This is a genomic window from Microbulbifer agarilyticus (assembly GCF_019800665.1).
GTDB lineage: Bacteria > Pseudomonadota > Gammaproteobacteria > Pseudomonadales > Cellvibrionaceae > Microbulbifer > Microbulbifer agarilyticus_C.
The window spans coordinates 460822-486597 of sequence record NZ_JAHVKO010000001.1; the positions used below are offsets into that span (position 1 = coordinate 460822).

A 25776-nucleotide genomic window follows, 5' to 3' on the forward strand; every position below is an offset into this window, starting at 1 on the left:
CTCGGAAAGTGTACATTCCGGGTGTCGGTGAATCCCTAATGGCTTGATCGCCAGGGGTTCGACTCGCACTTTCCGCTCAGGCATAATGACGGGCCAATCCGTGGCTTGGAGAGGGCCTTTCGCCCTGTAATGGGCCGGCCTGGTGACAACAATTTACTGCCACGAAAACGTACAGAGACCATAACTACATTGGCCCAGATTCGGGCACCTTGGGGGAGCGGTGTCGGAATTCCAGAATATTGGCCTGATCGGCCGCACCGATAGTGATAGCGCGGTCCTCTCGCTGAAACGCCTGATGGCGTTCCTTGAGCGAGAGGGCTACTCCGTCGTGCTCGAAAAGAATACGGCTAATGATGTAGTCAACCACAACGCCCGCGTATCCAGTAAAGACAAACTGGGCGAGCTCTGTGACTTGGTCATCGTAGTGGGTGGTGATGGAAGTTTGCTGGCCGCCGCTCGTGCCCTGGCAAAGTTCAGCGTACCCCTTCTGGGGATCAACCGTGGTCGTCTCGGCTTCCTCACCGATATCACTCCGGATGAAATTGAACAAAAGGTTGGTGAAGTTCTCTCCGGTAAATATATGGCGGAAAGCCGATTTCTGTTGGATATGTCTGTCACTCGGGATGGCAAGCCGATCGGTAAAGGGGCGTCACTTAATGATGTAGTTATTCACCCCGGTGAATTCATCCGCATGATTGAGTTTGACCTGTTTATCGATGGGCAGTTTGTTTATACGCAGCGATCCGATGGGTTGATAGTGTCTACGCCCACCGGGTCTACCGCGTATGCGCTGTCTGGTGGTGGGCCGATTATGCATCCGAAACTTGATGCGATCGTTGTCGTCCCTCTCAATCCTCACACGCTCAGTAGTCGACCGATCGTGGTTGAAGGCAGCAGCGAATTCAAAGTTGTTATCGGAAAACATAACCCGGCACATTCCTACGTCACGTGCGACGGTCATGATCAGGTAATTACGGAGCCTGGTGATGTCATTCGCATTCACAAAAAACCGCATCGCCTTACATTGATCCATCCTATAGATCACAACTTTTATGAAACATGTCGGTCCAAACTAGGTTGGAACCTTAATTTATGATCTCAGCTGTAACCACCTTCCACCGCGAAGGTTACCTCGCACAAATTACCTTGAACTCGATTGAGCGGTGTAGAGATTACTGTGAACAAAGGGGCTTGAAGGTTGAGCTGGTGTTTGTTCTGGATCGTGCTGACGCTTTAACAAACAAGCTCGTTAGGGAGCACAGTTGTGTTAAAGCCGGTGATGTTTTGATAGAAGCGTCAAATGGTGATTTGGGCTTATCGAGAAATTTAGGTATTAGCAAAGCGGGCGGGGAATTTATTGCCATACTCGATGGCGATGATCTTTATTCTGAAAGCTGGCTGTTTGACTCCGTTGAATTCATAAAGGCTCGAGGGAACCACATCATCTGCCACCCCGAGATGGTTGTTAACTTTGGCATGTATAACTCGTATTGTCAGCAAGTCGATCAAGAAAGCGAAGAGTTCGACGTTGATGGGCTCTTCGCAACAAATTTCTGGACGGCCTGGGTGGTTGCACATCGTGACGTTTTTCAGCAGGTCGAATATGCCAAGAGTGATCACCTGACTTCAGGCTTTGGGCACGAAGATTGGCATTGGAATTGTGAAACGATTCACAGGGGCTATATCCATAAATTAGTCCCCGAGACGTGTGGTTTTTACCGCAGAAAGACCGTTTCTTTGCTCAGTGAGCAATTATCCAAGAGGGTGCATATTCGTAAAACGTCTTTGTTTGCGAAGAGCGAGAAGTGAGTATCTGATGTATAGAATTGCACTCTACGTATATAAGCGGTTGTACGTCTACATCCTTATGCGTATTCCGTTGGCAGAACGTCGTCGGGTAATTAATTTTCTGAACAGGGTTCGCGGGAAATTATTTCCTAAGTATTACTCTCCTTCGGTGAATGTAACTGAGCCAATCACTTTAAATCAAAAGTGGAATCCCCCAATGCCAGACTGGTTGCAGTCTGAAATGGGCGAGTTGTCTCACTTGGAGTTCCATTTAAATACGGAAGAGGCAAATCTGGCCAAATTTGAACATTTTGTTGTCGGGATTAAGGCCGCTTCCGGAAAGAAATATCGAGAACTGTTATCTGTTATTCCCAAAACGCGATATGACTACGTTCTAATTGCTCCGTGGATCAAATTAGGTGGTGCAGATCTCGCAATATTGCATCACCTCTCATACTTGAGTCGACATGGGAAGGATGTATTGCTGGTCCTTACCGAGCCAGAGTTGTCGACACGTCTAGACCGGGTTCCTGGTGAGGTTGACATTCTGGAGTTTGGGCGTCATGTAAATGACCTGATGTTTGATGAACAGCGGCATTTACTTGATCGGTTGCTAATTGAATTTGCTCCAGATGTGATCCATGTCGTTAACTCTCGCTTGGGCTGGTATTCCCTCAAAGTCAGTGGCACCGCAATTTCTTCGGTATCAGATGTCTACGTGTCGTTATATTGTGATGATATAGATAGCGCAGGGTGTCCTGTAGGGTATGGAAGGGAGTTTTTGGTTCCATCGTTTCCCTATATCAAGCGTGTGATCACTGATAACTCAGTCTATGTCGAGACTTTGAGGAAAGCGTTTGGGTTGCCGAAAGAGAAGTTCGCTGTTGTTCGCTTGCCCACAGACGAGAAGTTGCTGGAGCTTGAGGTCGACCACAGCGATAAATCACAAGACATTTTGTGGTGTGGCCGACTTGATGCGCAAAAAAGACCCGAGCTCCTAGTTCAGATATCCAGGCTGCTTCCCAATGTAAATTTCCATGTATACGGTCAAGTAGTAACAGGAAATAATAATGATATTGCTCGCGAACTGATTGAGCGGCCAAATATTAAGCTACATGAGCCGTTTGATCGTTTCATTGATGTGGCGCGCGAGTACAGAGTGATTCTAAATACATCGGCATGGGACGGTTTGCCGAATATCCTCGTCGAGGCTGCGGCGGCAGGCCTACTGATTATCACTTCGGATGTGGGCGGAATATCGGACCTGGTAACACAAACAACAGGGTATGTTGTCGTTAATCATTCAGAACCGGGTGAGTATGTTAAGTGCATTGAGGCGTGCTTGGAAGACCCGGCCAAGTCTTTGGAAAAGGTGGTTGGTGCCAGGGAGCAGATTAAAAAACACCATACACGATTGGCGTTTGACCGCTCAATGACCGAGTTGTTAGAGGCTGATCCAGTAGGCCATCTGTTAGAGACGGTTTAAATGAGCAAGCGCATAAAATTCTGTACGGTTGTTACGCCTGACTATCTGTCGCAAGCGCTGTCGATGGTTTCATCTCTGTTGCAAACTCAAAAAGGTGACCTTTGTGACATCGATGTTTCGATTTTTGTGGTTGGTGGTGTTTCAGGCCAGGAGGCATCTCTCCCAAAGGTTAGTTTGCGGGCAGTCGATGAGGTAATCCCTTTCGCTGCGCTACAAGAGCTTGGTAAGCATTATTCATTTACTGAGCTGTGCTGCTTTTTAAAACCATTGGTGATGGAGCATTTACTCGAAACGGATTGTGATGCGGTGCTTTACGTAGATTCAGACCTGTACTTCACCGGTGACATCATTGAAGAGTTCCTAGCTAATCCATCAGATATTGTATTGACCCCTCATGTTTCAGCAGTAGGTGCGAATGACATTCAGCAAGTTCACTCTATTCTGAAAGCGGGAGTATTTAATGCCGGTTTCGTCGGCGTATGTAATTCTCATGAAGGGAAAAGCTTCGCGCTATGGTGGAAGCTATGTGTTAGCTATTCTTCCAAAATATTTTTGCCTGCCAATTTGAATGCGGATCAGCGCTGGTTGGATATGGTACCGGTAATTTTTCCCACGGCGGATCAGAAGGGGAAGGCGGGATGGAATGTTGGGCATTGGAATATCGCTGAAATAGCCCACTCTGATAGTGGCCAGGAATGGCTGGAGAAGGTTCGTTTCTTCCATTTCAGTGGCTACAAGCCGGGTTCTGAGCGATTCTCTATTCATTCCACCTTGAAGGTTTCTGATTTCCCAGGGCTTGAGCGGGTGCTGGCAGAGTATTCGGAGCGGCTAGACTCTTTTCGAAAGTATGATCAAAAACCGAATTTTACACTTGTGCGATCAAGGTGGAAGCGATTGCTTCGCCATGCGTCAAACTTCCTGGAAAGATCGGTGAACGCCATGGCGAAATCAGGGAAAGACCTGAGAAGCCATTATTGATCATGCGTCTCTTTTCTTTCCTGTTGGTTTCTTGCAAAGCATTCTTGTCTGCCTCGTTATTCCTGGTCTGCCTGAAACGTTTGTGGTAATTCCGGTGTGAGAATGTGGAATTAGAGGTTTATATATCATATGGCAAATTTCAGTAAATTATTAATTGTTACTTACGGTAGAAGTGGCTCCACATTGTTGCAGGCGCTGCTCAACTCTATACCGGGTTATTTCATTCGGGGCGAAAATAGCAACTTATGCTGGGGTTTGTTTCGTTCTTATAATTCCCTGCTTCGCGCGCTTGAACATACGAAAGGTAAGGACGGTGACGTTACGGTTCCTACACATCCGTGGTATGACGTTAACAAGATGGATCTTGAGAAATATTTGGAAGATGCGAGAGCGTTGTCTGCGGCTCAGTTAATTGGTTCTGAAGATAACCATTCTGTAGTTGGATTCAAGGAAATTCGTTACGCGGCAGACTACGCGCTGCCACAGTTTGAAGAATATATGAAGTTTCTCGAGCTCCTTTTCCCGGATACGGCGTTTATTTTCAATACCAGAAATCATGATGCGGTCGCAAAATCCGGATGGTGGGCAAATATGAAGCCGGAGAAAGTCCTGAATAAGCTTCAGGAGGCGGATAGAAAATTCGCTGCATTCCATGAAGAGAATAAGGGAAAATCTATCGTTATTGATTACGACAGATTGGTCGGGGGTGAGGATGCTGTAAGGCTCTACAGATTTTTGGGAGAAAATTTTGATCAAACAACTTTTGATTCAGTGCTGAATAGAAAACATAGTTATTGATTTAATCGCGGTATTTTCCAAAATTTTGTAGGTGTTGTCGGTGGCAAAGTTCAAAACAGTGTTGGTTGTAACGTATGGGCGGAGTGGGTCTACCCTTTTACAGGGGCTGCTGAACTCGATACCCGGGTATTACATAAGGGGTGAAAATAGTAACTTTTGCTGGGGCTTGTATAAATCTTATCAATCGTTAGTTCATTCCATGTCTTTTAACAACGATAAGTTCGGGAGCATATCCTCTCCTTCACACCCCTGGTTTGGTGTATCGATGATGGATGAGTCCGAATTTTTGAAGAGTATGTCGCACCTGGCATGCGGTCAATTACTTGATAGTGATTCGCAAGACGTCCGTGTTAGGGGGTTTAAAGAGATTAGCTATATTTCCCCCCAAATTTTGCAGGACTTTGATGGATATTTAGGCTTTCTGCAGAAAATCTTTCCGGATGTCGGGTTTGTTTTTAACGTGCGTGACAACGACGCCGTTGCTAATTCGGGGTGGTGGAAGAATCGGGATCCAGAGCAGGTGAAAAAATCTCTGCGTAATGCGGAGAAAACTTTTGAGAAGTATGTGTCAGAGCATCCCGAGAACTCTACTTTGATTTCGTATGAGGGTTTACTCTCTGGGGTAGATGCCGAAAAGTTGTATGGTTTCCTGGGTGAGTCGTTCGACAAGAAGAGTTTTGAGCGAGTGATCGGGACGAGGCACAGTTATTGATGCTAATTACGCCCACTCCACTTTTAAGCGCTAGCTTCGAGTGGGCGCCCGTATATCCGACCTAGACTAGACTGAAAGCTCAGCCTTGGGTGCGGCGCGGGTTGGCGTATCCATATAAGCGTCCACTACATACTGGGCGTCCCCGAGCATTTTTACCCGCCCAGACTCAATCCACATTACCCTGTCGCAGAGATTTTTCAGCGTTGCAGTAGAATGTGAAACAAGCACAACAGTCTGGTCCGAATTGACTTTCTGCTTTAGTTCTTCCGACGATTTTTTCCGGAACTCTTTATCGCCCACGCCAAGAATTTCGTCCAGCAAAAGAATTTCTGGCAGTGAATGAATGGCGATTGAAAAGCCTAGCCTGGCCCGTTCCCCCGCCGAATAGGTGCCTACAGGCTGATCCATAAGGTGAGGAATCGAGCCATATTCACCAATCTTCGAGATCAGGTTTTTTGACTCCCGTATCGACATCCCCTGGGTTACCAGCGCCATAATTGCATTATCGCGGCCACTTAGATTTTTATTGAATCCAAGGTTAAGCGACAGAAGCTGAGACTTAATACCCGGCGGCCTTGTAATCGTGCCAGAGTTGGGCTTGATAAGGTCGGCGAGGAGTTTCAGCAATGTAGACTTTCCGGCACCATTGCGACCGATAACGCCTAGGGTTTCGCCTTTTAGCAGGTCAAATGAAATGTCCTTCAGGACATACTCTTTTGTGGAGAAAAGACTTCGTTTTCTCTTAAACGCTATGCCAACCTTATCGAAAGAGAGAACGCATTCTTTCATGTCATAACCCGCAGGTAGTAGCGATCCAATAGATAGAGTTTTGCTGCTCCAATTAGGGTGGCGATCCCGCCAAACAGCAAGGGGTATAGCAATTCCGCAAATGACAGGGGCTGGTTATCTAGTAACACTGTCCGGTATGCGTCGATGATACTGGCGAACGGGTTTAATCGTAGAATTTCCTGGGTGTGCTCTGGGCGAGTGTCAATATCGAAAAATATACCGGCCGTAAACAAGACAGCGGTCATCGACAGAGAGACTAGATGTTTGAGGTCCGGAATCAGGGGCACCAAAGATGCCGTCAGGTAACTCAGTCCAAGGGTCAGCACAAGCTGGCAGAGCACAATCAACGGTAAGTGGATCCAAGCCGCTCCGGGAGCGTATCCGCCAAAGGACAGGAACGCCATAATTAGCGGCAAAACGAGCATAAAGCGGATGAACATGGACAAGTTCACAGCGGTGGGGAAGATCCATTTCGGAAGGTAGAACTGTGACAATATTCCCAAGTTGCTATTAATGGATGTGCTACTGCCGGTAATGGCGGAAGAACTCCACTTAAACGGCAATATCCCGCAGATCAAAAAATAGACAAACGTGCTGCCGCTACCGTTTCCGCGAATTCCAGTGCTAAAGGCAACGTAAAAAAGGGCGGTGAGTAGAAGGGGCTCAAGCACCCACCACAAAGTGCCAAGATAAGAGTTCTCTGAATCTGCCTTGAGAGCCCCGATACCTCTCACCCAAATGATACTTAACGCATTACGCAACATCAGGTGCGACCACTAGTTTGGGCGTGTAAGTTGAACAACATCAAATTCCACCATGCTTTCTTCCGGAAGCGGCCAATTCAATTGGCTTCAATCGCTTCTGCTGGTAACCTTCCTACAACCCGCGAATATACAAGAAATCTATAGAAAACAATAGGCTGTGGCCGGTTCTGGCTGCAGTGAAAAGGCAAGTTTTCTGGTCATCGGAAGTACCCCCTTGAATGTATTGCAATGCTACCGCACATTTTTTCCGGAGAGTCAAGGTGGCCTCGAGCAAGTTGTGCTTGAGGTGGCGGCCGGCACCGACGGGGAGGTTCTAACTCTTGCGGATCAATCGGTAGCGGGCGGTATGGTGAATGGCGTGGCGTATACGGCTGCGAAACGCTGGTTTTCCATTGCTTCGTGCTGTGTTGGGCTCGGTTTCGTTTCGCACCTGGTTAAAAAAAAGGCGGATATCCTGCACTTTCATTTCCCCTGGCCATTTGGTGATCTGAGCTACTTGATTGGGGGGCTATCACGACCACTGATCATTACTTACCATTCTGACATAGTACGGCAGCGGTTCTTGGGAGCGCTGTACCGGCCGCTGATGCGTGCCTTTTTAAATCGGGCTGACAGAATCGTTGCGACTTCAGAAAACTATCTCGAGTCAAGTGACGTGCTTGCGGCGCATCGAAGCAAGGTGGAGGTCATTCCTTTAGGTATCTCCGAAGAGGGCTATCCTCGGCCGTCGGATGACCAGATCCGCCAGGTGAAAGAGAAGCATGGCACCGATTTCATGTTGTTTGTTGGGGTTTTACGCTATTACAAGGGGTTGGAGTTCCTGATACGTGCTGCTGCATCCGAGCCATATAATGTAGTAATTGCGGGAGAGGGTCCGGAACGGCGCCGTCTTGAAAACCTTGCCAAAACGTTGGGTGCCAAGAACGTTAAATTTGTGGGCCGTATTTCTGATGAAGAAAAAATGGCGCTTATGCAGCTGTGCCGTGCAGTTGTATTTCCATCGCATCTTCGCTCCGAGGCGTTCGGAGTAACCCTGCTTGAGGGGATGATGAGCACAAAGCCCCTTGTTTCGTGCGAGCTGGGCACTGGTACCAGTTATGTAAATCAGCACGAAGTTACCGGGCTAGTAATTCCGCCTGCAGATGTTCAGGCTTTGCGGAGCGCAATGGCCGCTTTGTGGTCAGATACAGATATGGCTCGCAAAATGGGTCTCGCTGCTCGCAGGAGATTTGAAGAAGAATTTACCAGCGCCAAAATGGTTTCAGCATACAAGGACCTTTACTGCCGGGTGCTGTCCGAGCGTGAGGGGTTGGACAATGGCTAAAATCGCGGTTGATGCCAGGCCATTATCGGCTCCTACAACCGGGATCGGGCGCTATACATATGCACTGTTGGAGAAGATGTTCAACAGTGAGCATGAGTGGTATCTGTATAGTCACCAGCCGTTACAGGTGAACGTGCCCGAAGGCGAAAATGTGAAGGTTCGTACAGGCAGTGTACGGAAATCTGCCTTAGGTTCGGTATTTGCGCAGCTTAAGTATCCATACTGGGCGAAAAAGGATGCTGTGGATCTGTTTTGGTCGCCACGTCACCATTTGCCAGTGTTTCTTAAGGGTAGCTGTCCGACCGTGGTAACGGTGCACGATATGGTGTGGCGCGCCTACCCAGAGACTATGGCGAAAGCCGGGTTGTATTTAGAACAGTTGCTGATGCCGCGTGCATTGCGGCAGGCGGAAGCCGTAATTTGCGTTTCGGAGAGTACGCGCCAGGACGTGCAGCACTATTTCCCTGACACCGGGCATAAACTACATGTGGTACCAGAGGCACCTTTCCTCCCTGCGAATGGTCATATAAGCGGACTCGGAGAGTATTTCTTATTTGTTGGAACCCTGGAGCCCAGGAAGAACCTGAGAAATTTATTGCATGCCTTTCGTCTCTATACCAGAGCGGTTGATAGTCCATTGCCGCTGAAAATTTGTGGGGGAAAAGGCTGGGGGCTGCCAGAGATCGAGGGCATCCTTGCGGAGCTGGATATAGAACCATACGTGGAAGTGTTGGGGTATGTCAGCGATCGAGAATTGAAACATCTGTATCGAGAAGCGAGGGCGCTCGTTATGCCCTCGCTGTATGAGGGATTTGGCTTGCCAATAGTCGAGGCGTATAGCCAGGGAACACCGGTAATTACGTCTGATCGTGGCGCCATGCGGGAAATCGCCGGTGATTTGGGCGTGCTAGTAGACCCGGAAAGTCCCGCAGATATCGCGGGTGCATTCCAGACTATGACATGCCAGCGTGAACTCGTGGCCCGGCTGAAGAAAGATGTAATTACTTATGTTGAGAAATTTGATTGGCGTGTTGCTGCGCAAAAGACCATTGATGTAATGGAATCGGCGATCAGCTCAAGTGATGAGAAGTGAGAGTGTTTATATTCTCCAATAGACAGTGTACGCAGGTTTGGCATCAGCAATGTTCGAGAAGGCACTAATTGGAGCGAAAGGCAAAAAAGACGCCCGAAGATATAAATTATGAATGTGAGCGATAAAGTTGAGCTAACAGCTCAAATCAGAGAGATCAAACAGAATGGCGGTGGCAACCTGCCGAATAGAGATTCTGGGCATCGCCCGATGGCCAAGCGCTTGGCCCTACTGGAATCGAAAGCTTCGCTAGCGGATGAGTATCAGGCACAGGTAGAGCGTCTGCTGGGTGACGTACAGGAGTTGAGAGTGCTCCTCGCAGAGAGTGAGTCAGGATCTGCGGGTAAAGTCCGGGATGCTGAACTTGCAAGCGAAAATGAGCAGCGTTTGAAGGCCGAAGTCGAATCTTTGAAGTCCTCCACAGCGTTTCGCCTGGGACTCTTAATCGTTGAGGCGTTCGCCAGGCCCGGGAAAAACCTGGTTTTTCTGCCGTATCGGATAACCAAGCTGTTTTATACCGGTTTCAGAAATAGGCTGGCTGCTCGGAGGTTGGCAAAGTGAGCGCCGAGATTTTTTGTAACACTATCGCTCCTGCTAAATTTGTCGAATCGCACCAAAAACTGGATTTGGTGGTTGGCACAATTGTCAGTGATGCGCTACAGCGTTGCATAAATTTTGACTGTTCAAGTGTCTCGATACCGGAAGGTGACGCATGTGCCTTTATCGCAGAGATTAAACCGGATTTTCTGCTTATTGAAACCACTTGGCAGGCCGTGGCGAAGGAGTGGGAGCTCTCGCTGCTGGAGCCTGAGAAGGGTGAGCTGGCGGAAATCCTTTCTTTTTGTAAGCTGAATTCCATACCTGTGATTCTTTGGCATACAGCCGCCGATTGTTATACCGACATTTTTTTGCCGCTTGCGCAGAAGGCCGATTTTCTGTTCTGCGTGAGTCGAACCGCGGTGGCCAGATATAAAGGCCTCGGTATAAAAAATATTGAGTATCTCCCCCCGGCTGTGCAGCCACGCGTTCATAACCCTTTTCAGTATGGGGATTTAAGGGGGGCTACTCAGGAAAGCACATTTCTCGTCGATTCCTGGGCTGACTTATTGGAGTATCCAGAGCTTTCAGAGCGTAAACTCTCTGCGTTAGTGGAGAATGGCTTGACGATTGTCGACCCCAAGTGGACGTTCCTGGAAAATAAGAGAGGGGATATCCCCGCATTGGCGGATTCGATTGCGGGGCGGGTTAGCTATTTGCAGCTGGTGTCAGCCTATAAAGCCCATCCTGTTTGTATTTTTCCGTCGCCTTGCCTGTCTTCAACTCAATCAAGAACACGACGGGCTTTAGAAGCGCTTTCTTGCGGTGCCATTGTATTGTACGAAGGTGAACTCGACTTACCGGACTCTCTTAGCCTGCCCGGGCTGGTGAAAGTGCAGGAGGCCGAGGAATTATCGGCAGTTGCGGCGGACGCGCTGGCGCGCCTTGATGAGTTTTCTGTAGATACGCATTTATCGAAACGTGAATTGTGGCTCAGTCACACCTACCGGCACCGTTTGCGCGCAATGTGTCAGGTTCTTGGTATTGCATTAAATGAGACAGAGCTCCCGTTAGTATCTTTGGTTACGCCGACGAAACGGCCACAATTTTTGAAAAACTGTATTGATAATTTCCATCGGCAGACGTACCCCAACAAACAGCTTGTTGTGGCGCTGAATACGTCAGACGAAGCAGCGATAACCGAAGCAAAAGAAATCGTTGCTGCGGAAGAGGGTGTCGAGCTCATCGTATTGCACCAGGAGGACAATATTGCGGCGTGTTTGAATATCGCTATACAGAAGTCATCTGGTGACTACTGGTTCAAAGTCGATGACGATGATTTTTATGGAGAAAATTACGTACTCGATTTTGTGCTGGCGCTTAACGCGACGGGTGCGGATGCTTTTGGGAAGCCTGCGGCATATATGTACCTGGAAGAAGAGGACGCGCTGTACCTGAAGAGAAACAGGGTCTCAAAGGGAATGTTGCTGTCGAATCCTGAGCGGGGCTTAATGCACCCCTGCGGGGCCACTTTGGGCGGTACCCGGGCGATCAATCAAAAACTCCCTTTTTCCCTGGGGCGGCGTGCAAATGTCGATCTGGATTTTGTCATTCGGGTGACAGAGTCAGACTGCTCATTGTTTGTCGGAGATATTTATAATTTTTCAATATTCCGAGCGGCCGACAAGCGATTCCATACGTGGAGGGAGAAGGACAGTATCTTGAAGTGGGGTGCGTCTCGGGTTACCAGCGGGCGGGGTGACGACGTTGTGAGCGTTTAGCGCGAGCGACAGTATTGTCTGTTTTTCCATCAATTTGTTTGGGGGTTGGCCGCTCTAAGCAGGCCCGTATTCGAATTTGTGACAGGAGCCTCATCACGCTGGCAATTACTGGGTCGTGGAGGTAATCTTTGGCGTTTCGACGACTGGCGTTAAAATCCATACTCCAATTAAGACACTATCTTGAGAAAAAGAAGAAAAGTGTGTTTGAGGGTTGGTTGTTTTTTGAGCGATCGTGCTGTTGTGGCTTTCAGTTGCCACCTAACGTTCGGTCAAAAATCGGTCATTTAAATTGAAGTAAATTTGAGTAAATCTGCTCGGAGTCCTGGCATTAATAATAGTAAGGGGGGATTACCTTGTACCTTAAAGGAAAACGCGTGCTGGTTACTGGCGCGTGCGGCACTGTTGGCCGCGCTTTGTGTGAAAAGATCGCTGGAAATCATTACGGCGAAGTTTCTGAGTTGGTCGCTATTGATAATAACGAGTCAGAACTGTTCTTCCTGCAGCAGGAAATTACCAACAACAACGCACACTTCTATATCCGTGACCTTCGCCACTTCGAAGGCGTGCGGAATGTTATGGAAGGTGTGGACGTTGTCTTCCATTGTGCGGCGCTGAAGCACGTTACGCTTTGTGAAATGTCACCCACAGAAGCGGTTGAAACCAATATTGTTGGCCTGCAAAACCTCATCCTGGCTGCCAAGCAGGCGAAAGTTGAGCGCTTCATTTTCACCAGCTCTGACAAGGCAGTAAACCCGACAAACGTTATGGGTACTTCCAAGTTAATGGGCGAGCGACTGGTTTCAGCGGCGAACAATTCCCGTGAAAACAAAGGAACCATCTTTTCCTCGACCCGTTTCGGCAATGTACTGGGCTCCCGCGGGTCAGTTGTCCCAATTTTTGAGAAGCAGATTCTCGATGGCAAGGATATTACCCTGACCAGCACCGACATGACGCGCTTTGTGATGACCATCGAAGAGGCGGCTGACCTGGTACTGGATTCCGGGCGAATTGCTCTTGGCGGTGAAGTTTTCATTACCAAGATGCCGGTTGTGCGCATTGAAGACCTGGCGCACTCCATGATCGACATTCTGGCCTCGCGCCATAATCTTAAGCACGATTACAAGGTGATAGAGATTGGCATCAAGCCCGGAGAAAAATTGTATGAAGAACTCATGAGTGAAGAGGAGATGCATCGCTCCCTCGAGACTGAGCGCTACTTCGTTGTTACCCCAGCCTTCAAGAATCTGTATGAAAAAGAGTACAAGTATGAAGGAGTAGTAAGCGATACAGTTGACAGACCCTATATCTCTTCTGTTGAGCCTGCCGCGAGCCGCGATGAAGTCAAAAACTATTTGCTGGAAAAGAAAGTTATTTAAATCTAGGAGTACGAGATGAAAGTATTAATTTTGGGCGGTGACGGTTACCTAGGTTGGCCGACTGCCATGCACTTTTCTAGCAAGGGCCATGAAGTAGCCGTACTGGATAACTACATGCGCAGAAACCTGGCGCGTGAGACTGATATGGAAATTCTGTATCAGACCCCAAATTTGCACGAGCGTTGCAAGATTTGGAAAGAGCATAGTGGCCAAGACATTGGCGTTTACATTGGCGATCTGTGTGACTGGAGCTTTGTAAACTCAGTATTTGCTGAATTCAAGCCCGACACCATCATTCATTATGCGGAGCAGCCGTCTGCACCGTATTCCATGTTGAATGCAGATACCGCTCGCCTGACGCTGAATAACAATATCGGCGCCACTGGTAATGTTATCTTTGCCATGAAAGAACATTGCCCGGATGCTCACCTGATCAAGCTGGGCACCATGGGTGAGTATGGAACCCCGAATATCGATATTGAAGAGGGCTGGCTGGAAGTTGAGCACAAGGGACGCTCCCAGAAATTCCTGTACCCTCGCCAGGCGGGTAGCCTCTACCACACCACCAAAGTGATGGATACCGACCTGCTGTGGTTCTACGTGCGGACCTGGGGCCTGCGCGTGACCGACCTGATGCAGGGCCCGGTATACGGTATCTTCACTGACGAAAATCAGGTTGATGAACGCCTGCTGCCTTGCTTCGCGTATGACGAAATCTTCGGCACTGTGCTCAACCGCTTTGTGGTACAGGCTGTTGCTGGATATCCGCTGACTGTTTATGGCAAAGGCGGCCAGACTCGTGGTTACCTGAACATCAAAGATACCCTTCAGTGCCTGCTGCTGGCAGCGGAAAACCCTGCCGATGCCGGTGAGCTGAAGATCTACAACCAGCTTACTGAAACATTCACCGTTAACGAACTGGCTGAGAAGGTTCAGGTTGCGGGCAAGAGCATTGGCCTGGATGTGGAAGTCAAGAGCATCGAGAACCCGCGCAAGGAACTCGAAGAGCACTACTATAATCCGGCGAGCACGGGACTCCTCGAGCTTGGTTTGAAGCCTAATTTCCTGACTGATGACGTATTGGCTGAAATTATGGAGAAGGTGATTAATCACAAAGATGCGATTGACTCAAATAGAATCTTTAGAGGTGTGAAGTGGAATTGATCTAACTATTAATTCCATCATCAGGGGGGGCAGGTTTTACTCTGCTCCCCTTTTGCGTTTTGAGCGTTGCATTTTTCTTTGGTACTCACGAAAATTTTTGAGCGGCATCCCATAATGAATGACGAGGATATCTTAAGAAATGGCTATTACCTTGTTGAAGAGCATGGCTCCGATCACGTAAAGCCAAAAAAGAAAAATGTTAAAGTCGCGTATGTTGGCTCAAAAAAACTTTATCGTGGGTTACAAACAGAGCTCTCCGTTGATTTGGTTGAAAGCGTTGAAGATGCATGTTTCTTATTTAAATATTCCAGCGTCGATTTCTTATTAATCGAAACGGCACTTGAATGCGCCGTTAAGGATTGGTCTTACGCTTTAATCAATGGATCCAATAGATTTTCGATGCTGGAAGAACTCGTAAAGTCCTCGAATCTATATAAAATTCCGGTAGTGCTGTGGAACACGAAAGATGTCCAATACTTTGAGCTTTTTACTAGACTGTCTAAGTTGTCGGACTTTGTTTTCGCAGCCGACGAAAGAGCATTAATCGAATATGAGGATATTGCTGTCTCTGCGAGAATATTGCCTCCATGCGCCCCTGTAAAATTGTTCAATCCCTACAATAAACACCTTTATAAAGAAAAGATTTCTATTCTTTATGATGGTATTGCAAGCGCTCACAGGAAAACTGATGTCGAGGAGTGCCTTAAGAAATTTTCGACCTTTGGGCTTAAGGTAATAGATTCAAATAATCATGTAAGATCTTCTAAGCTTCTAGAGATTGAAGGCTTGCAAAAGACTGCTTCCGTTTTGGGTTGTGTGCCTGATGTGAAGAAGCCAAACCTTTTGAAAAGTTCGGCAATGTCAATATGTATCGGTTTTGATCTAAAGTCAGATGTTTCAAGGTGCTGGGAAATCGTAGAGTCCCTGGCATCAGGCGTTCCAGTACTTTTTGTTGGTCCAGGATATCAAACGCAGTTCTTGTCTGAGGCTATTCGTCATTCGGTAAATGTGTCGAAATTAGTGCAGGAGGCCTCGCGGCTTCAGACGGACAGCGAATACCACCATGCTTTGTCCTTAAATGCGTGGAGATTTGTTATGCGTGGACATACGTTGGCCCACAGACTCGATGCTATATGTAGTGAAGTTGGCTTAGATCTGGAAGAGCCCTTTGTGAATTGGCCACTGGCGACAGTATACACGCCAACAAACAGGCCGCAGCAAATACGTCATGCGATAGACCAGTATGATGCTCAGACTTACCCCAATAAAGAGCTTCTATTGATATTTAATGGCTCTTCATTTGATGGCCGCATGCTTGATGAAATCAATGCAAGGAAGGATGTAAGGTGGATATCGATTCCTGAAGAAAATTTTACTGGTGCACTAATGAAGGCAGCTTTCGAGTTTTCTCAGGGTGACTTGGCATTCAAGCTGGATGACGATGATACGTACGGCTGCAATTACCTGTGGGATTTAGTCGCACACTATGTTGCTACTGGGGTCCAACTTTTTGGGAAGCCTCCATCCCCTTATTATTGTTTCGAAAATTCGAATAGGTGCTATTTAAATAAGAACACTCATCTTGAGAATGTAGTTGGCTATGACACCGCACTCAAGCCTGGGGGGGTAGGGAAGAATTATTGGTTAGGCGGAAATAGTATTTCTGGCGCTGTCGACTATCTGTCCACATTGGACTATCCGCGAGAGGCATACGCTGCTGCAGATTCTTCGTTTTTGCTTTCCACAAACGAGTCTGGATGCGAGTTTTTGGTGGCAGATCGTTCTAATTTGATAGTTAATCGTCGGGCGGATCCTAAATCTCATACGTGGCGAGTATCTGCTGAGGAAGTGGGCGCGAACAGTATGGAGCTACCTTACTCTACCGGGCAGCTCCTTGAAATGTGGAACAAGTTTCCGGTTCCCCTTGGGCTTTCTGAAGATGGTAGTGGTGTGGGTGTCATTCCGCCACCTCAAAAGCGGGAGAGCATTGTTGTAGGCGTTGCATCAATACCATCGCGGGTTGTCCAGCTTCGAATGACTCTTGCAAGTATTTTACCGCAAGTCGATAAAGTGTATGTGTATTTGAATAATTATGACGATGTCCCGAGTTATTTGAATCACGAAAAGATAACCTACTTTTTAAGCCGTGATCATGGTGATTTAGGGGCGGCAGGAAAATTTTTCAAAATTGATGACGTTAACGATGGTTATTATTTTTCAATAGATGATGACATTATTTATCCATCTGATTATGTGAGTCGTTTTGTTAATACTTTGAAAAAATATAATAATAATTCAATAGTTACATGTCATGGCTCAATATTTGCGAGCCCATTAGAATGGTATTTTGAGCGAAATGTCGTTTATGCAACTAAAAATGAATTAGGTACGGATAAGTTTGTTACTTTGATAGGAAGTGGCTGTTCAGCTTTTTATCGCTCGTCTTTAAGTGTCTCTTTTTCGGATCTTTATCCGAATGTGATGTGTGATCTGCGCTTGTCGGTTATGGCCCGAGAGCAGGGGCTGACCATGGTCTCGCTCTCGCGCCCTAAAAATTGGCTTCGCCCCCAGGAAGTAGATGAGAGTGAGTCATATTACGTGAAAATGCTAAATGACGACGGGGGGCGTTCAAAGCTTGCGTCTTCTTATGATTGGAATTTCAGTGTTTATGGCGAGGAGGTTAGGGAGTGGCTAGAAAAAAATTTCCCTAAATTAACACTTTCTGAGGCGGAGCAATCCAATCTCGATCTGGACTTCATTCGTGCATTGAAGGGGGGGGGGCTCCCAAGAGCTTGGAATACTTCCGTTAGTTTGCCCTATCATAAGCGACGATTGCAGTATTTGGATTTGCAGTTGTACAAGAAATTCCCGAATCTATATGGCGAGCCAGAAATGGGGGCTCTTACACGCGAGCGTGATATTGTTAAGCTTCGTGATCTGATAGAACAAAAAGAAGCTATCTTGGCTGGTGAAGAAGGATGAAAAATAAGACCTTAGTATTTGTAGTCGGAGCCGGGCGATCTGGTACCTCACTCGCGATGCAGCTTCTAGAGCGCGGAGGTTGTCATGTGAGCGACCACACGCAAGAGGTGGGTGGGCAGAATCCACGAGGTGCATACGAAGATGCGCAAGTTTTTTCTTTTATTTCAGAGCTTTTTCAACACTTTTCTGCAGATCAGTTTCTAGGTCTCCCGCCAGACTATTTAGAACATGCTTTTACACGTAGGTTAATTCGGCGTGTGGCTGATTATGTGAGGGAGAACGTAGACTCTGTTGATGACGTTTGGGCGCTTAAAGAGCCAAGATCAGCATTGATTTTGGACTTTTGGATTCAGGTGTTTAATAAAGCCAAAGTGTGCCCGAGAATCGTGTTGGCTGTGAGGAATCCAACGTCTGTAATTCAGTCGTTTGTTCGAAATTATTCTCAGCCAAAGCATCTTGTGGAGCTTATGTGGCTTCGGAAGTATGTTTCCTCATTGCTCGTTTCTGGTGGAGATCTTTATTTGCTGCATTATGAGCGGGTTATAGAGAGTCCCGCGGTCGAAGCAGAGAAATTATTGAGCCATGTAGGGTTGGATAAAGTGGATATTCAGAGTGTCTCGTTTTTCGATGTGGTAGATAGTCGATTGGACCGCTCCGTGGCCGGTGAAAATTTTAATGTTTCTAATCCAGTTGCTTCTTTTTATGGCCTGTTAGAGCGGGAAAACGGATATCTTTTTAATAGAGATGCCTTGCTTAAGTATGCGACAACTATTCAATTATCTTTCTCCTCAATCGATTCCGTTGTTCTGGCAGCTCATAGGTTGCTAGATGGGCAAAAAAACAAAATTGCTTCGTTGCAGAAGAAGCTAAAGGCAGCAATAAGTGACTCCGATTTAGGCACTTCAAACTGTGGGGAAATTGATGCTCTGAAAAATTCGCAGGAGGCCTTGGAAGGGGAAATTGCCGTAATGCTTGAGGAAAATTCCCGGCTGGTAGAGTTTGTATCGGAAATTAAACGTGATAAGTATCAGCTCAAAGAGCAGAACGAGCTCTTGCTAACTGAACACGCAGCACTGAAAACGAAATTAAAGAATTTCTCCGATAAGTCTATTACTTTGCAAGAGGTAGATAGGCAAGTAAGCGCACTAAAAAAACAGTCAAAAGTTCACGTTGAAAGATATGAATTGGTGGTTGGCAGCACAAGTTTTCGTCTAGGAAATCTTTTGGTGAGAATGGTGAAGTTACCATTAGGCCTGTTATTCTTTTGGCGGTAATGCCAGTCACATTGTGTTCTAGTTGCTTGAAGGCCTTTACTAGTTTTATTTTAACCGGCGACTGATCAGGGTTGTCTGGGCAGTTCAGTCGAACAGCAGTCCTTTAGAACTGTGTCTTTTCGTTTTTTTGGCGGAGCTTATGAAGTATCGCGCGGATATTGATGGATTAAGGACGCTGGCAGTATTGCCGGTAATTTTTTACCACGCAAATTTTCAGCTTTTCTCCGGTGGGTTCGTCGGGGTTGATGTTTTTTTTGTTATCTCTGGTTTCCTGATTACTAGCATACTAATCGGCGAGGCTGATAAGGGTGGGATTTCGCTGATTAAGTTCTATGAAAGGCGAGCTCGCAGGCTATTGCCGGCACTTTTTTTTGTTCTGTTCTCTACGCTTATAGCGGGGTTCTTTCTTCTCTCGACGGATGATTATTTGTCCGCTTTCAAGGCCGCTGCTTCAGCTCTAGGGTTTTCTGCAAATATATTTTATTTTTTTACGGTTGACTACTTTTCTCAATCTGCGGAAATGATGCCATTTTTACATATGTGGTCGCTAGGTGTCGAAGAGCAGTTTTATCTGCTATGGCCATTTTTGCTGATTTTGTTTTATAAAACCTCGGCATCATTGTCGCGAAATTCGGTGTTATTGTTTGTTCTTTCAATTATTACCGTTTGTTCTTTTCTTGCTTCAATCATAGCTTTGTCATTGAGTCCGGACGCTGGATTCTATCTGATTCCTTTCAGATTTTGGGAGCTTGCAGTAGGCGGGCTGGCAGCTATTGTTTTTGTCAGGTTCCAGAGTATAAATAACTACTTCCCCAATGTTTTGTCATTATTTGGGTTGGTCTTAGTCCTTTTTAGTGTATTTTATCTCGATAGTGAGAGCCCGTTCCCCAGCTACGCAGCGATACCGGTTGTTTTCGGGACCGTTCTACTCCTTCTGTATGGTTCTGCTCCTGGCAATAGAGTATCTAGTGTCTTAAGGTTTCCTCCTGTAGTCTACCTTGGGACGTTGTCATATAGTCTCTATCTGATTCATTGGCCTGTTTTTTCGTTATTTAGAAATTATCAGCAAGACTCGATTATTGCACCTGGAGATGCTGTTGTACTTTGCGTTTTAACTCTGATTATCTCAGCATTTTGCTTTTATTTCGTTGAAAAACCTTTTCGTTACAAGCTTCGTTCTCCAGTCGCTTTTGGTGCGTTAGCGTCTTTAATATGTGTTTTTCTGCTGGTTACTTACGTTGGGATTTCTTATGGCGGTTTCCCCTCTCGTGAACCCGGAACACCGGATTACGTGAAAAGTCGCGACGTAATGTGGAGCTGGCCTTGTTCTCAGGTTTCCGTGCAGGGGTTGCCTGGCAGGCACTGCGCCTTTGGCGAGCCCTGGGGGTCAACTAAAAATAAAGTTGTATTATGGGGAGATTCTCACGCTGACCATTTTGCCCCTTTGGTTGAATATGCCGCTCTTGAAAAGGGAACCTCTGTACTTCTACTAAGAGGTTGTCCGGCATTTTTAGATAACAGATCTGTTAGGCGATTGCACAAGGGTTCCACTAGTTATTCGGATCGATGCGGCGTGAAGCATCAACAGATTATTGATTGGCTTGGGTCCGATCCTGGCGTGCATTCAATATATATGGCTGCTGCTTGGTCTGGATATCCTAGGAGTCTTTTTTCTGATGACTTAGAAGAGCCAGATAGGGATACAGATACAGGCGCGAATCTATTGGGTTCTGGGTTAATGCACACCGTGGAGAGGATCCCTGACAACATGTCTATACATATTCTGACCGATGTGCCACGGCCAAATAAGGTATTGACCAGTTGTGCTTCAGATTCGGCAAACCTAGTTTTTAGGAAAGATTCGATGGATCTTTGTGCGCCGTTAGGAAGGAGTGAAGTGGAGTTGTGGCACGCAAGTACTACTGATGTAATATTTGAGGTGGCAGATAAATTTTCTAACGTCAAGGCTCACGATATGGTGGCAAATTATTGTGGTCGCGAACATTGCGATATATTCGTGAATGGAAGGCTGTTATATCGTGACGATAACCATATTAGGCGTAATTTAACCGATAAGGAAAAGCAAATATTGAGCGATAGGTACGGTATTTCGAAAATTATATAGTATTTTTATGCGGCGGCCCCTTTGGTTTATGTCTATGGGGCCGCTATAAAGGGCGGGGCTTGTCTGTCCCACCTAATGGGCAATCACACACTTTTTCTCCTTTGCCTTTAAACTGAACAAAGATATTAAAAGCCTGGCTTTTTATATTTGGTGAGAGCTATTTTATATGGGCGAGAGAGCCCAAAATATTTGTAAATTCAGTCTTTGTTTGAGCTTTTAATCGGTACTTATGTAGCTTTTCCAGAAAGTCTAATTGCTGGAAAGCTAACGATATTAGTGCTGTTCAGAATTTGGTTATTTTAACATCAGCCCACATTCTCGATGCTCTTCCCCTTTCGTCGGGTCAAAATACACTTCGTTGTGAGGTAGTTCATTCTCATAAACGTAGTTTTCCACATCGAGTTCGTTGAGGTGGTACATCGGAGCAACACGGATCGTATTGTGGCTGCCGGTTGTAAAAATATTGAGGTTCTTGCGGAAGTGGTTTTGGTCGTGGCGAATGCCATTGAACCACACGTCCGGTTTCAGGTCTTCCATGGCGCGGTCGAACGGCTCCAGCTTCACAATTCTGGAAAACCGGTCGTGCTCAGGTGTGTCTAGCGCTGGAATACCACCATAAACCGCTTCATAGTGGGCGGCTGACATTTTCGGGGAGTAGGTAACCAGGTTCAGGTTGAGTGCTTCCACTACAGCTTCCAGGTGGCGGTAAGTTTCTGGAGTATTGTAACCGTGGTCTACCCAGATAACAGGAATATTGGGCTTAACCTGGGTTACCAGATGCAAAAAGGCCGTCGCTAAAGGCCGAAAATTGGTAAAGATAACGGGATTTATAGAGCGTTCGATCGCGAACTCGATAATCTCGGTGGGAGCGGCTCCGGCAAACTCTTTGTTCAGGTCCACCAAGTTTGAATTGAACAGGGAGCCTTGTTGGATTTCTTTTTGGACTGAATTTGTGACAGCTTGCATGTTTTTTAATTCTAAACTCGAAATTTTATGCGGCTAATGTTACTGGCATAGGTGTTCCTAATCAAGAAAACCGAACATGCTAAGCGAATTTTTAGATATAGGAGATATCATCTGTTTTGATTAAAGAATTACCGTTAAATGGTTTGCGGCCTGCCGCGGCTCGTTTTTGCGGCCTGCCGTAACAGTATTTTGCAAGTAGGCCGCGATGCGATACCAGCACGCATCCTTACTGCGTGCCTATATCCTCCAGTGGTACTAATGGAATAGTGTTGGCAGGACGGCGTGTTCCGCGGTCGACGGCTTTGTGGCGGTGGAAAGCAGCCGCGTAGTAAGGATATGCAGCAACTGACGGTTTATAGGCTTGGGTGGCGTTTTATAGATGGCATCGTTCAACATCTGTGAAATCTGTAGCAGCTCTGGTTGCTCAATTCTTTCTGCGGCTTCACTCAGGGTTGCATTGTTGAGCTCTGGCCAGTTTTTGGTGGCCCACGCCCTGAATGCAGTGTGTAACTCGCTTGGACTGCCATGTTCGGCGAGCTTGAAAAGCACCTGGTCGTGCTCCGACTTTTTTTGTGTTGATTTGTTTCGTATTTTTGCGGTTATGGTAGGTGTCTTGTGAATGTATAAAAAATAAACCAGCCATAGAAAGTGCGATGCTATGGCCGCAATCGCGACTTTCTGCCAAAATGCAGGTTCAGCGACTGTGGTATCCGGCTTGATTTGTGCTGGGGCTGCTTTCTGGTTGTCTGCTTGAGAGCCGTGAGACGGTACGCCAGTTACATTGAATCGAAACGCCGGCAACTGCGTCGCCCGCTGCCGCCCGGACTTCGTATCCCACCAGGTAATCGTCACCGGCGGCAGCTGATAACTCCCCGGCTTGGTGGCAACAATCGCCGTGGTTTCAATCCGACTCCCGGTAATACCGTTCATTCCAGGCTGATCTTCTTGCTGGGGTTGATCGGGGTAGGTCTTTAAGCCCTCAATATTTAGTTGAGGTAGTGGAGGCAATTGTGCTGCGCGAAGCCCTTCCGCTCGCAGGGTGATAATACGAGTAATCGGCTCGCCAACTTTGAATTCTTCAGGATCTTTTGACCAGCTCTGTACCAGTCCCAAGCTGGCTGCAGGAAGCCAGTGGCTGCCGCTATAGCTATCGGGTTTGGGCTCGACCTGTATGGTTTTTACCTCGGAGCGCAGGCGAATACGTTGGGCGTTCCGGTTAAAGAGCGAGAAGGGGTCTCTTCTGCCGGTGACGGCAACGTAGTTCAGTGATGGTATTTGCAGCTCGCCGGAGCTCTCCGGGAATACGGCGTAGGTAAGTTCGTATACAGCATGGCCAACGCCGTCGATTCTGCGCTCGAATCGCTGTTCATCAACCTTTTCGACATGGGCTCCGGCGATCTGTAGTGGGTCGGTGGCGATATCGTGGAGGCCTACGGTGGTGTATAGGCGGACCTTTACCAGTAGTTGCTCCTGCACAAAGATTTTTTCCTTGTCCGTTTCCACTTCCAGGAAGGCTTTGCGGTTTTGGCCTGCTGGGGCTTGTCCTGCCTGATTTACGGTGATGGGGATGGCATCGGACACTTCGCCGTGCAGGTGTAGGGATGGGACAAACAGCTTGCCCTCCTTGAGTGGGGCGAGGATTACGGTCCACTCTACGAAGCTCTCGGCACGGCCGTTGATTACCCGGTATTGATTGGACTGCTGGCGCGAGAGGACTTCGAAGTCCTGTTCCAAAAGGTTGAAGTCTGGCTGGCCACCACTTTGTTTACCGCTGTAGCGCAGGGTAAGGGTGAATGTTTCGTTGATGGCGAGTTCGTTGCGGTCGACGGAGGCTGTGAGATCCTGAGCATTGGCCACACAAGCTATGGTGAGCAGAAGTAGGGCAGTCAGCCCCTGTGCTAGCTGTGCCTTCAGGTCTTTGATCACAGACATCTGGTCGATCATCTTGGTAGATATCGCCTTAAAGAGGGTTACCATCTCTGGGTGGCTCCGTTTTCCGGGGGCTCCCACTCGCCGGCGCGATAGGCGCGGCGGCGCTGTAGGCTTTCGTATTTGAATTTTTCACGCATTAGGCCAGCGGGATCGTCGGGTATCTGGCGCAGCCATTGATCCAGTGCCTGCTGGGTTTCAGGATCGAGCGGGCTGTCGCTCTCTTGAGGCTGTGCGTTGGCCTGTTGCTCCTGCTCGCTTTCGTTGCCTTGCTGGTCTTGTTGCTGGCTCTCTGCCTGCTGTTCCTGCTCTGACGAATCTTGCTCTTCTTGCTCGCTATCCTGTTGCTGATCCTGTTCGCCCGCTTGCTGCTGATCTTGGTACTGCTGGTCCTGCGAGGATTGGTCCGAATCGCTTTGCTGCTGGTCCTGCTCGGACTGAGATTGCGATTGCTGGTCCTGTTGTTGATCTTGCTGCTGTTGCTGATCGCCTTGTTGCGACTGCTGGTTTTGCTGCTGTTTTTCCTGCAGTTCTTTCAGTTTCTTCGCGATATCTCGATTGTGGCTCGCGTCAGCAAATTCCGGGTTTTGCGCTAGCGCGCCGTCGAATGCTGAAATGGCTTCGTCAAAGCGACCTTGCTGGGTGAGGCTATTGCCAAGGTTGTAGAGGGCTTGTGGATCATTGCTTTGCGAAAAGCTCTTGGCAGCGGCATCGAATTCACGGGCGCGATATTCGGCCGTACCGCGCCACTGTGGGTTTTCAAACTTCTCTGCGGCAGCTTTCGGGTCACCGTCTTTGAGCAGCTTCTGCCCCTGTTGGTTGGGTGTCTGCCACAGGCCGCTGGTCTGTGCGCTGGCTTCTGGACTGTTCACTGCCAGTAAAAATGGAAGGCTCAGCGGCAAGAGGCTGGCTAGCGTCCCTTTGCGGAATAAAAGGAGGGCAAAGGGCAGTAGCAGTAATACCAGCCACGGGCCTTCTTCATTCCACTGGTCGAATTCTCGCTCGGTAAGTTCGGCCTGCTGCGGTGTCGTGTTTTCGGGCAGCACCCGGGCGATATCACTATCGTCCACAGTTATCTGCGCAAATTCGCCGCCAGTACTCTGCGCCAGTCTCTGCAATTCCGCGCGGTCGAAATTGGCAATAATGATTGAGCCGCTGTCATCGGTTACAAAACCGCTGCCAGTTGATTTTGGTATGGGGCTGCCTTCGCCACTGCCGACGGCGAGGATTGAAAGTGAGGCATTGCTGCTGTTGACCTCGTTTTTCACCGTGGAAATGGCGGCTTTATCAATGCCATCGGTCACCGCGAGCAGTCGGCCCTGGCCACTGGCGCCATCCTGCAGCAGTCTTAATCCCAGCTCCACGGCCATTTCAATATTGCTGCCAGGCACCGGCATAATCCTGGGGGACAGGGATGGCACCAGGTTGGCAATGGTTGCAGTGTCGTCGGTTAGCGGCGTCACTATATGTGCCTCGCCCGCGTAGGCGACCAGCGCGGTTAAACCATCTTCGCGTTGGTTGAGAATGTCGAGAATCTTGAGGCGTGCGCGCGTTAGGCGGTTAGGCGAGAGGTCGGTGGCCATCATGGACGGGGATAGGTCCAACAGGATGACGACCGCATCCTGATTGCTGAATACCGGCGTAGGCAGTTTGCGCCAGGAGGGGCCAGCGAGTGCGATAATCGCGCAGGTCAATAGCGCGAATATCAGGGTGAATAGCCAGGGCCGCTTTTCGCCACCGCGTAATAGCAGGTGGGGGAGCAGGTTGGGATCGATAATCTTCTGCAGTTTACCGCTGGCGAAAACCGTACGGGCTAATGCCCAGCAAATCAGTGCGGCGGGAATAATCAGCCACAGCAGATTTGCGCGGATAAAATGAAATTGATTGATGTCTGCGAGGAAGCTGCCGAGCAT

At 47.9% G+C, this 25776-nt stretch carries 20 protein-coding genes; 15 read left to right on the forward strand and 5 right to left on the reverse strand.

Translation table 11 applies throughout. The features are described 5' to 3' along the window. The first annotated feature begins 220 nt into the window (after nucleotides 1-220). From KUV22_RS01905 to KUV22_RS01930, 6 genes are all read left to right on the forward strand, one after another. Nucleotides 221-1096, forward strand: coding sequence for an NAD(+) kinase (locus KUV22_RS01905; protein WP_222227943.1), 876 nt, complete (start codon nucleotides 221-223; stop codon nucleotides 1094-1096). Further along, nucleotides 1093-1809 carry a glycosyltransferase gene (locus KUV22_RS01910; protein WP_222227944.1) on the forward strand — a complete coding sequence of 239 codons (717 nt, stop codon included), beginning with the start codon at nucleotides 1093-1095 and terminating at the stop codon, nucleotides 1807-1809. The genes KUV22_RS01905 and KUV22_RS01910 overlap by 4 nt, the downstream gene beginning before the upstream one ends. Before the next feature lie 196 nt (nucleotides 1810-2005). Further along, nucleotides 2006-3274: a glycosyltransferase family 4 protein gene (locus tag KUV22_RS01915; RefSeq protein ID WP_222227945.1), complete on the forward strand. Its 1269-nt coding sequence runs from the start codon at nucleotides 2006-2008 to the stop codon at nucleotides 3272-3274. Beyond that, the gene (locus KUV22_RS01920; protein WP_222227946.1) at nucleotides 3275-4252 is read left to right on the forward strand and encodes a hypothetical protein; all 978 of its coding nucleotides are present in this window, start codon (nucleotides 3275-3277) and stop codon (nucleotides 4250-4252) included. A 129-nt stretch (nucleotides 4253-4381) separates the two neighbouring features. Beyond that, on the forward strand, nucleotides 4382-5050 hold the full coding sequence (locus tag KUV22_RS01925; RefSeq protein WP_222227947.1) for a sulfotransferase: 669 nt from the start codon (nucleotides 4382-4384) through the stop codon (nucleotides 5048-5050). Between the two features lie 58 nt (nucleotides 5051-5108). Further along, nucleotides 5109-5762 carry a sulfotransferase gene (locus KUV22_RS01930; protein ID WP_315857500.1) on the forward strand — a complete coding sequence of 218 codons (654 nt, stop codon included), beginning with the start codon at nucleotides 5109-5111 and terminating at the stop codon, nucleotides 5760-5762. A 66-nt stretch (nucleotides 5763-5828) separates the two neighbouring features. On the opposite strand, the gene KUV22_RS01935 is transcribed toward KUV22_RS01930, so the two are convergent. After that, a complete protein-coding gene (locus KUV22_RS01935; RefSeq protein ID WP_222227949.1) occupies nucleotides 5829-6551 on the reverse strand; it encodes an ABC transporter ATP-binding protein in 723 nt (240 codons plus the stop codon). Further along, nucleotides 6548-7315 (reverse strand): ABC transporter permease, encoded by a 768-nt coding sequence (locus KUV22_RS01940; RefSeq protein ID WP_222227950.1) that lies wholly within the window; start codon nucleotides 7313-7315, stop codon nucleotides 6548-6550. Before KUV22_RS01940 ends, KUV22_RS01935 begins: the two co-directional genes overlap by 4 nt. A gap of 214 nt (nucleotides 7316-7529) precedes the next feature. Between KUV22_RS01940 and KUV22_RS01945 the strand changes: the two genes are divergently transcribed. The 9 genes from KUV22_RS01945 (at nucleotide 7530) to KUV22_RS01985 (ending at nucleotide 20968) form a co-directional block, all read left to right on the forward strand. Continuing rightward, on the forward strand, nucleotides 7530-8639 hold the full coding sequence (locus KUV22_RS01945; protein ID WP_222227951.1) for a glycosyltransferase: 1110 nt from the start codon (nucleotides 7530-7532) through the stop codon (nucleotides 8637-8639). Beyond that, on the forward strand, nucleotides 8632-9732 hold the full coding sequence (locus KUV22_RS01950) for a glycosyltransferase family 4 protein (protein WP_222227952.1): 1101 nt from the start codon (nucleotides 8632-8634) through the stop codon (nucleotides 9730-9732). The genes KUV22_RS01945 and KUV22_RS01950 overlap by 8 nt, the downstream gene beginning before the upstream one ends. 108 nt (nucleotides 9733-9840) lie before the next feature. After that, a complete protein-coding gene (locus tag KUV22_RS01955; RefSeq protein ID WP_222227953.1) occupies nucleotides 9841-10290 on the forward strand; it encodes a hypothetical protein in 450 nt (149 codons plus the stop codon). Further along, the gene (locus KUV22_RS17450) at nucleotides 10287-12047 is read left to right on the forward strand and encodes a glycosyltransferase (RefSeq protein ID WP_222227954.1); all 1761 of its coding nucleotides are present in this window, start codon (nucleotides 10287-10289) and stop codon (nucleotides 12045-12047) included. The genes KUV22_RS01955 and KUV22_RS17450 overlap by 4 nt, the downstream gene beginning before the upstream one ends. A 374-nt stretch (nucleotides 12048-12421) precedes the next feature. After that, nucleotides 12422-13423, forward strand: a complete 1002-nt coding sequence (locus KUV22_RS01965; protein WP_222227955.1) for a polysaccharide biosynthesis protein — start codon at nucleotides 12422-12424, stop codon at nucleotides 13421-13423. A gap of 15 nt (nucleotides 13424-13438) precedes the next feature. Then, nucleotides 13439-14587, forward strand: a complete 1149-nt coding sequence (locus tag KUV22_RS01970; protein ID WP_222227956.1) for an NAD-dependent epimerase/dehydratase family protein — start codon at nucleotides 13439-13441, stop codon at nucleotides 14585-14587. A gap of 114 nt (nucleotides 14588-14701) precedes the next feature. Beyond that, nucleotides 14702-17569 carry a glycosyltransferase gene (locus KUV22_RS01975; protein WP_222227957.1) on the forward strand — a complete coding sequence of 956 codons (2868 nt, stop codon included), beginning with the start codon at nucleotides 14702-14704 and terminating at the stop codon, nucleotides 17567-17569. Continuing rightward, nucleotides 17566-18843, forward strand: coding sequence for a sulfotransferase (locus KUV22_RS01980; RefSeq protein ID WP_222227958.1), 1278 nt, complete (start codon nucleotides 17566-17568; stop codon nucleotides 18841-18843). The genes KUV22_RS01975 and KUV22_RS01980 overlap by 4 nt, the downstream gene beginning before the upstream one ends. 139 nt (nucleotides 18844-18982) lie before the next feature. Then, on the forward strand, nucleotides 18983-20968 hold the full coding sequence (locus KUV22_RS01985; RefSeq protein ID WP_222227959.1) for an acyltransferase family protein: 1986 nt from the start codon (nucleotides 18983-18985) through the stop codon (nucleotides 20966-20968). A gap of 294 nt (nucleotides 20969-21262) precedes the next feature. Here the strand turns inward: KUV22_RS01985 and KUV22_RS01990 are convergent, their stop codons facing one another. The 3 genes from KUV22_RS01990 to KUV22_RS02000 all read right to left on the reverse strand — a co-directional run bounded on the left by KUV22_RS01990 (nucleotide 21263) and on the right by KUV22_RS02000 (nucleotide 25776). Next, the gene (locus KUV22_RS01990) at nucleotides 21263-21934 is read right to left on the reverse strand and encodes a phosphoadenosine phosphosulfate reductase domain-containing protein (RefSeq protein ID WP_222227960.1); all 672 of its coding nucleotides are present in this window, start codon (nucleotides 21932-21934) and stop codon (nucleotides 21263-21265) included. A 255-nt stretch (nucleotides 21935-22189) separates the two neighbouring features. Beyond that, nucleotides 22190-23911 carry a BatD family protein gene (locus KUV22_RS01995; protein ID WP_222227961.1) on the reverse strand — a complete coding sequence of 574 codons (1722 nt, stop codon included), beginning with the start codon at nucleotides 23909-23911 and terminating at the stop codon, nucleotides 22190-22192. Next, on the reverse strand, nucleotides 23905-25776 hold the full coding sequence (locus KUV22_RS02000; protein ID WP_261319140.1) for a VWA domain-containing protein: 1872 nt from the start codon (nucleotides 25774-25776) through the stop codon (nucleotides 23905-23907). Before KUV22_RS02000 ends, KUV22_RS01995 begins: the two co-directional genes overlap by 7 nt.

Bases quoted from the DNA above. Each gene is read 5' to 3' on its own strand.
- KUV22_RS01980 (WP_222227958.1), top strand. From the start codon at position 17,566: ATGAAAAATAAGACCTTAGTATTTGTAGTCGGAGCCGGGCGATCTGGT.
- KUV22_RS01915 (WP_222227945.1), top strand. From the start codon at position 2,006: ATGCCAGACTGGTTGCAGTCTGAAATGGGCGAGTTGTCTCACTTGGAG.
- KUV22_RS01935 (WP_222227949.1), bottom strand. From the start codon at position 6,551: ATGAAAGAATGCGTTCTCTCTTTCGATAAGGTTGGCATAGCGTTTAAG.
- KUV22_RS01910 (WP_222227944.1), top strand. From the start codon at position 1,093: ATGATCTCAGCTGTAACCACCTTCCACCGCGAAGGTTACCTCGCACAA.
- KUV22_RS01975 (WP_222227957.1), top strand. From the start codon at position 14,702: ATGAATGACGAGGATATCTTAAGAAATGGCTATTACCTTGTTGAAGAG.
- KUV22_RS01995 (WP_222227961.1), bottom strand. From the start codon at position 23,911: ATGGTAACCCTCTTTAAGGCGATATCTACCAAGATGATCGACCAGATG.
- KUV22_RS01970 (WP_222227956.1), top strand. From the start codon at position 13,439: ATGAAAGTATTAATTTTGGGCGGTGACGGTTACCTAGGTTGGCCGACT.
- KUV22_RS01925 (WP_222227947.1), top strand. From the start codon at position 4,382: ATGGCAAATTTCAGTAAATTATTAATTGTTACTTACGGTAGAAGTGGC.
- KUV22_RS01940 (WP_222227950.1), bottom strand. From the start codon at position 7,315: ATGTTGCGTAATGCGTTAAGTATCATTTGGGTGAGAGGTATCGGGGCT.
- KUV22_RS02000 (WP_261319140.1), bottom strand. From the start codon at position 25,776: ATGCTCGGCAGCTTCCTCGCAGACATCAATCAATTTCATTTTATCCGC.
- KUV22_RS01950 (WP_222227952.1), top strand. From the start codon at position 8,632: ATGGCTAAAATCGCGGTTGATGCCAGGCCATTATCGGCTCCTACAACC.
- KUV22_RS01920 (WP_222227946.1), top strand. From the start codon at position 3,275: ATGAGCAAGCGCATAAAATTCTGTACGGTTGTTACGCCTGACTATCTG.
- KUV22_RS01955 (WP_222227953.1), top strand. From the start codon at position 9,841: ATGAATGTGAGCGATAAAGTTGAGCTAACAGCTCAAATCAGAGAGATC.
- KUV22_RS01990 (WP_222227960.1), bottom strand. From the start codon at position 21,934: ATGCAAGCTGTCACAAATTCAGTCCAAAAAGAAATCCAACAAGGCTCC.
- KUV22_RS01985 (WP_222227959.1), top strand. From the start codon at position 18,983: ATGAAGTATCGCGCGGATATTGATGGATTAAGGACGCTGGCAGTATTG.